7 protein-coding genes and 1 pseudogene are annotated in these 7,067 nt (G+C 38.6%); 3 read left to right on the top strand and 5 right to left on the bottom strand.

All coding sequences use genetic code 11. The features are described from left to right. Positions 1-53: 53 nt before the first annotated feature. From B9T23_RS13150 to B9T23_RS13160, 3 genes are all read left to right on the top strand, one after another. The gene (locus B9T23_RS13150) at positions 54-1,304 is read left to right on the top strand and encodes a YncE family protein (protein ID WP_143222524.1); all 1,251 of its coding nucleotides are present in this window, start codon (positions 54-56) and stop codon (positions 1,302-1,304) included. A 95-nt stretch (positions 1,305-1,399) separates the two neighbouring features. Continuing rightward, positions 1,400-1,870, top strand: coding sequence for a hypothetical protein (locus B9T23_RS13155; RefSeq protein ID WP_143222525.1), 471 nt, complete (start codon positions 1,400-1,402; stop codon positions 1,868-1,870). 825 nt (positions 1,871-2,695) lie between these two features. Then, entirely contained in the window at positions 2,696-3,580 is an 885-nt protein-coding gene (locus B9T23_RS13160; protein ID WP_086194428.1) for an AbiTii domain-containing protein, read from the top strand. Positions 3,581-3,690: 110 nt separating this feature from the next. On the opposite strand, the gene B9T23_RS13165 is transcribed toward B9T23_RS13160, so the two are convergent. From B9T23_RS13165 to B9T23_RS16810, 5 genes and pseudogenes are all read right to left on the bottom strand, one after another. Next, positions 3,691-4,203, bottom strand: a complete 513-nt coding sequence (locus tag B9T23_RS13165) for a hypothetical protein (RefSeq protein ID WP_086194429.1) — start codon at positions 4,201-4,203, stop codon at positions 3,691-3,693. Beyond that, positions 4,203-4,682 (bottom strand): lysozyme, encoded by a 480-nt coding sequence (locus B9T23_RS13170; protein WP_407640429.1) that lies wholly within the window; start codon positions 4,680-4,682, stop codon positions 4,203-4,205. The genes B9T23_RS13165 and B9T23_RS13170 overlap by 1 nt, the downstream gene beginning before the upstream one ends. A 19-nt stretch (positions 4,683-4,701) precedes the next feature. After that, positions 4,702-4,959 carry a holin gene (locus B9T23_RS13175; RefSeq protein ID WP_086194431.1) on the bottom strand — a complete coding sequence of 86 codons (258 nt, stop codon included), beginning with the start codon at positions 4,957-4,959 and terminating at the stop codon, positions 4,702-4,704. 96 nt (positions 4,960-5,055) lie between these two features. Further along, positions 5,056-5,949 (bottom strand): LamG-like jellyroll fold domain-containing protein, encoded by an 894-nt coding sequence (locus B9T23_RS13180; protein ID WP_086194432.1) that lies wholly within the window; start codon positions 5,947-5,949, stop codon positions 5,056-5,058. Continuing rightward, positions 5,949-7,067: pseudogene (locus tag B9T23_RS16810) on the bottom strand (phage tail protein); the annotation flags it as partial. The gene B9T23_RS13180 and the pseudogene B9T23_RS16810, both read right to left, overlap by 1 nt.

Here is a 7,067-nt window from a genome sequence, read left to right on the forward strand (position 1 = left end):
GAAAATTTGAATAAAAAAATTGCTTTCATGGACCTGAACTGGACAATAATGATATGACAAACAAAAAATTATTTTTTAAATGGACGTCGAATGCTTTGCTTGCAGCTACAGCATTCACATCGCTCACGATTCATGCAGCTACACCGACGACGCCTGTTCCGCCAAATAGTCAGCAAGTTTTTTTTGTTGGCAATAACTGGGATGGCACAGTGACGGTGATTCGTCCATCGGGTGATTTTGGTAAAATCGGTGTTATCAACATGATTCCTGATCGTAAAGAGCGTTTGAAGGAAATCCACCTCAATCCAATTAAACTGATTGCCTATACTTATATTCAGTCCACCGCTGGAGAAGGTAACGATCAGCTTGTAGATGATATGTACTCAACTCCAGACGGCAAGTCAGTGGTGGCATCTCGCCCAAGTTTTGCAGATGTGGTGTCTATCAATATTGCTACGGGCAAGATCAACTGGCGTACCCCTGTTGAGGGTTTTCGTGCCGATCATATGGCCGTTTCTCCTGATGGTCAGCGCTTAGCTGTCTCAGCATCTTCGGGTAATGTCGTTCATGTTCTGGACATCAACACCGGTAAGGAATTGGGACGCTTTGCAACAGGCGACAAACCGCATGAAAACATCTTCTTTGATGGTGGCTCAAAAATTTTGAATTCAGCCATTGGAAATGTAGAGACCTCCATGGATGCATCATGGCAAGATTTCACCAAGGGTAAACGGTTTATCACCATTGCTGATGCGAATACGTTTAAAGTGCTCAAGAAAATTGATTTCCGTCCTGCATTAGATGCGGTAGGTCGTAAAGATTTATCTAATGCAGTGCGTCCAATCGTGTTTAGTAATGATGAAAGTAAAATTTATGCACAGGTTTCATTTTTTAACGGCTTGATCGAGTATGACCTGAACCAGAATAAAATTACTCGCATTGGTCAACTACCAGGCAGCTCAACAATTCCGTCTGACCGGACAAAATATGTAAATGACTCTCGTCATCATGGACTATCCATCAGTGCTGATGGCGAGAAATTATGTGTGGCAGGTACCATGGATGACTATGCAACCATTGTCGACCGTTCAACCTTAAAAGCTGGGAAACTGATAGCGGCAGGCAAGCCATATTGGGCAACCCAAAGTCCTGATGGGAAAAGCTGCGTGATTTCAGAGAGTGAGACTGATGTGGTCACCGTAATTGATTTTGCCACAGGTGAAAAGGTTCTGAGTGTGCCAGTAGGCAATCATCCACAGCGTGTTCGTATCGGTTATGCACCGGCTGGCTGGTCAACGAAGTAATGAACCGTTAATGATTAGATAATGGATGAGTTGAACAGGCCTGACTCTGGATTGGGTCTGTTTTTTAATTTAAACAAAATTAACAGGGTTAACAGATGGATCGCACTATACGACTAGGCATCATCGTTGGAATAATTGTGACATTCTCGCTCATAGGCATTATCTATGTCTTCAAACCTTCTGTTATATCTCAGTCAGATGTAACTCAGTCTAAAACTGTTAATGCTCAAACCAATACTTCGCTAGAAAAACAAAAAGTACTTATAAAGCAAGATCAAGCGATTTCAACACCATCACCAGCTCAAATAGAATTGATCCAGCAGCGTGACCGACTTTATCAGGATTTCGAGGCAATCAGTCATTCATTGAGTGTGGGACAGCAACCTGATTTTCGTCAGGTCAGTGATTTATTGGAAAAGCAAAAACAGCTTGTAAAAGCAGGTGGGCTTTCAGCAAATGATGCAATTTCATATTGCCAATTTTTAAGACAAATTTTACCGGCTATGGATCATCAGATTAATCAGCAGATTCTACAATTAGAGCAACTGGAGCATGCAACTTCATAAAATTGAGGTTAGATTTCATGATTGCATTAAAAGTGATGCTAAAAATTCAATTATAAATATTTCTTAGAATTTTATTTAATCTTTCATAATCTACATTTTTAATTAAAACTTATAGATAATAAAAAAGGGTTTTAAGCCTTTTTGCTTAAAACCCTTATGCCTATTGGCATTGAATCTTGGTAGGTATATCCAGACTCGAACTGGAGACCTCTACGATGTCAATATTGTGCTCTAACATATAAAATAGCTTTGATTTTTAATAATTTTATGTTGTTTTAAGACCAACAAAAATGCACTTTTTATGCAAAACTAAGACTATAAAAATCAGTATGTTATTTAATCATTCCCCGAAAGGTTTTTGGCAACAATTTAGCAACGGCGTTATATGTATTTTGTTTTAAATCGGATGCTTTGAGAAGACATGAGAAGCAGTGATAAGGGATTCTGAGTTGCTCAGCGTGCATACGAATTATATTTTAAAATATTGTTTTATATGGTTAATTTATTTAGATATTTTAAATGTACCGTAATATGTACCGTAAAAATTAAAAGTGCCTAGGTCTAGTCTTGGATTCTAGTCTCTATATAAGAGATTATATTACTTAAGCATAAGATGCACGCATCAACTTTCGGAAAAGAAAAATGAAAACACCAGAATACTTTCAAATTGAACATTACATGAAATTTGCCAAGCCTTGGGATAAAAATTTAGGCTGGAGTGTCTGGCATAGTTTAACTCAGAATTATTTTAGTTGGGATGGGAGGTTGACAATAAATAGTTGATTGGATAGACAGTAATTAAGAAATTAAATAAAGTTTAGATTTATGAAGGCAACTATTGCTTTAAAAAAAATGTCATTAGATCCAAAAGCTAAAATAACAGATATCCTACGTCACGCTTATGCTATTGCAGACAATTTAGATTTACAGGATTTTAAGACTTGGTGCAAAAGTGAATTAAGAGGTTATGATGATTCAAAAGACACATTTTTGCCAGAATATAGACATATTGAAGGTACTCTTCATGCATTTAATATAATAAAGGGGAGTCACTACATGATAAATAGTGATGGTGTTACTCACCCAATGAAACAAGCGATTATTTTCTTTCAAGAATATCTCTCAAAAAATCAAGATACATTTGATTTGATATTCCCTACAGATACTCAGAACTCTTTGAAGCAAGTAATTAGGAACAGTTCTGATCAACTTTCTATTTACCAAAAAGTTGATCGAGCTGCATTTGAAAGAGTTGTAGACAATGTTAGGACAATGGTTTTGGAGCTTGCGATTGATCTGGAAAAGCAAGGTATTCTTGGTGAAGAATGGGAATTTACGGAACAGGAAAAATTAATGACTCAAAATTTTAATTATAATATCGGTAATGTCGGCAATATGGCAAATCACAATGAAAATTCAGCAATTAATCAAATATCTACAAACATTGTAAATGTTATTAAAGGTGATTTTAATTATTTGGCTTCTAGCTTAAGAAGTCATGGTGTTGAAGAGTCTGATATTAAAGCACTACAAACTATTATAGATGTTACTCCTATACCGCAAACACCGAGTGAATATAGCTCTGATCTAAAAAATTGGATCAAGAATATGATTGGCAAGTCCATTGAAGGTACTTGGCAAGTTACGGTAGGAGCAGCAGGCAGTATACTTGCTACTGGTATTCAAAATTATTTTGGATTTATCAGCTAAGCAGCCCACCCTATCTACACGGAAACAGCGTACACCTAAAGGCTTTAATTCACACACTGTACACAAACAGTGACTGTACTTTTGTTGAAATCGAATGAGCTGCGCAGCCCTCACTTGAGGGCTGTTTCTTCCGGCCATACTTCATTTAATCGTTCGACATCAATTGCGTGGCCATCTGCTTTTTCTGCCATGCTTCGATATTCTGCTGTGCATGCTTCGAGTAACTCACTGTTGGTAATGGTGTACTCAACGATGGTTTGATGGGAAGCTGTGGACAAACGCTTGTTGGCTTCACTGAGTTGCTTTGACAGCCCATTATTAGCCAACTCAGCACGACGAGCGGCAGCATTCGCATCTTGTATTTTTTTAATCGCATTTTGTTCAACCTCTATATATTTATCTGACCATACTTTTTCAGTAATGGCTTTTTGTTCCTGGGCTTTTTTGATAGCCGTTTGATATGGCTTGATTGCTTTGGCAACACGCCCATCACATGAAATTTCTGCATCGCGTAAATCGCCGGATAAACTATTCACCTGCCATGTTTGGAAAAGTAAACCTAGTAAAAGCACGATGATTAAAGTCCAACGCTTGTTGTTCCAAATGATTAATAAAAATGGCATTAGTTAGCCCCCATGCATTTGCTGTGACGTTCCACCTGACGCACCCAAACCCCATAGCAATTATTTGATCTAACCGAGCAATCACGCTTAGCCGCATATTTCCATTTCAGTAATGAATCGCAAGCCTGTTTGTATTTGCCCTGTTTTAGATTGCGCAGCATTGAAGATGATGACCACGCACCAGTACCAAACTGATATGTGAAGTCCATATACAGGTCATATTCAGTTTGAGAAAGTGGAACACCTAGAAGTGTTTTATTGAAAATCTTTGCATCTTTATCGATGTGGAATTTCAAATATTCTGTGGCTTGTTTTTGTGTGATTTTTGGATCGGTCATTTTGACCTTTTGGCCATTTGGGTAAACCGTGGTGCCAGTACCAATAGTCGCTACACCTACGCTATCTTTGTACGGAACAAAAACCGTTCCTTCCTTGCTTTGTGTGTATGCAATACCGACCACGCTGATTGCTGTAAGCATGGTTACGATGAATTTAGCCTTATTCGACATCACATTTCCCCTGCCATTGTTTTACTTTTAATTCATGGATTTCATCTGCACGCTTATTCTCAAGTCGCTTGTAGTACCAGTTCACAATGAAGCCGGCTAAAGCTATTGCGATACCTAACCATGCAAGAACATCGACTGAAGCAAGGTATGCAAGAAATCCTGATGCTGCCCCTGCATATGTTGTTTTTGTTGCTGCTGAAGAAACGGATGCCGCCATCTCAACCACTGCCGTTTTATGTTCGGACATGCCGCCCCCTAAATTTTGGTAATAAAAAAGCACCCGAAGGTGCATTGTGTTGAATGGTTTTAAGCCTCAATGTGCATAACAGCACCATGGCAGGAGTTATAAAGTTGGAAATGGTTCTGTTTTTACAACAACGGGCCTAGCAATACCTTTTGTGATTCGAAGCTCATCAATCAAGCCACCAAAAATCGATCCCTCATTAGCTGAGGCTTGCCCAATGTGCAAAGGCGCACTACTGTTCGCAATGTGACTTGCTAAGGGTAGTGAACCTTTAATCGCGCCATTGACTGCAATCTTTAAATTAAGGCCACTTTTAATAATTTGAATATCATATTTCGTGTTTGCAGCAGTAATAACATTTGTAACGGTAAAAGTTTGTCGATAACCACCAAAATCATAATAAAAGTCAATTAATAAATCCGTATTAGACCTGTATATCGTGAACGACTCTGCGCTTCCATAACCATTCCTCTTACCAATAATTGAATGATAACCATCCGTTATGCTTTGAGCTGTCAGTGATATTTCAATTGTAAAATCGCCGCCACCAATATTTAGATCAGCTGAATGTGGCGTATTAATGCTTTTAGCGGAAGCGCCTTGTAAATCAAGACTTGCATCCCCCCATATCGGATTGGTTGCTGTGGTATTAGCCCCGCCAAATGCGGAATATGTGCGCTTGCCAGTTGCATCAATCAACCCGTTTTCAAAATTAAGTAAAGTGACGACATATGGCCAGAAGTCGTCTTTGGCGGTTGTTGCAACAATGACCACCTCACTACTAATTTTTTCAACATCCCCACGAAATGAACTCACCCTGACATGATAAGTTTCTCCCTCTATTACATCAAAGTCAGTATATTCTCGCACCTCACCATCAAGCACCATTTTGGGTGTCGGAAGGCTGTTCGCATCAATCGGAGTGGTTTGGCAATAATAACGCTGTTCGCCAACAAGACCATCTAGATCCCATGTCACAAATAAACTTGGCATTATTCCATATACTCCACATTTAGGTTGTACGGTGCAGAAAATGGTTTTGCAATCTCTACGATATGATTAAATGCGTGATAAGAATCATAACCATCCCTAACGGTCTTTAAGTGAATTTCGATAGTTCTTGTTTCTGCCTGTATTGCGGAAATAGCAATGGTATAGGATGTTGTTCCTGTTACATTTGCATTGTGTGTTGCCAAAACTACGCCATTTTTATCCTGCTCAATAATGTTTAAATGGGTTGTTGTGCCAGGTTCAATTGTCACACCACCATCAAACCAACCAAGAATTTCACCGCCAGTTTGCTGAATCCGATTGCGATCAACCCATGTCAAAATCAAATCTGTTTCAATTTCTTCAGGCCAATATTCACCATTGATTTTCACATTTGCTGGTGGATAAGGTCGGATTGCGTGAGCCTTAAATTCAACCTCATAATTTTCTGCATCTGCTAAAGCAAGAACACCGCTTGGTGTGGTTGTTAAAACTTTTGCATTAATAACTTCACTTTGAACATACAGAGTTTGATCAACTGCAATAAAGTCATCAGCAAAGTATAAAATTGAATTTAAGGTGTGGATTTGCGGAATACCGAATGCACCACGCTTCACGGTTAAAACTTTGGTTTCGGCATTGTAAGATTGATAAACCATGATTTCATTATTGATAAAAATCTGACTGCCAATCCGCACAGATGCAATATTACCAACATTTTTAACTATGAAATTGCCGCTTATACGATCCATCCCTTGATCTAAATAAGCAGTTTCACAGTAATTAACAGTAGCTACTCGCTCAAACCCATTCCCGCTATCTGCATACAAAGCAGCATTCAATGAATTGTTTTGTGGTTTTTCAGAAATTGCACATAAATAACCAGCCTCTGGATTATCAGTCAGTTCAATATTTACTTCTCGCTCACCGAAAGCCTGTACAGCTTCAAAATATGGCAACTCAAAAACTTTTGCGTTACATCGTTTTGGTGCTTCAGGTTTTGTGTCAATCGGATCGTCAACAACAATGGTTGTGTTCATCATCCCGGTAGCAGGAATAACTTCAATAAATTCAATGGAAACTTCATTATTGGTTGGGCCACCAAGATTAATACTCATGAT

This window comes from Acinetobacter terrae (genome assembly GCF_002135195.1).
Classification (GTDB): domain Bacteria; phylum Pseudomonadota; class Gammaproteobacteria; order Pseudomonadales; family Moraxellaceae; genus Acinetobacter; species Acinetobacter terrae.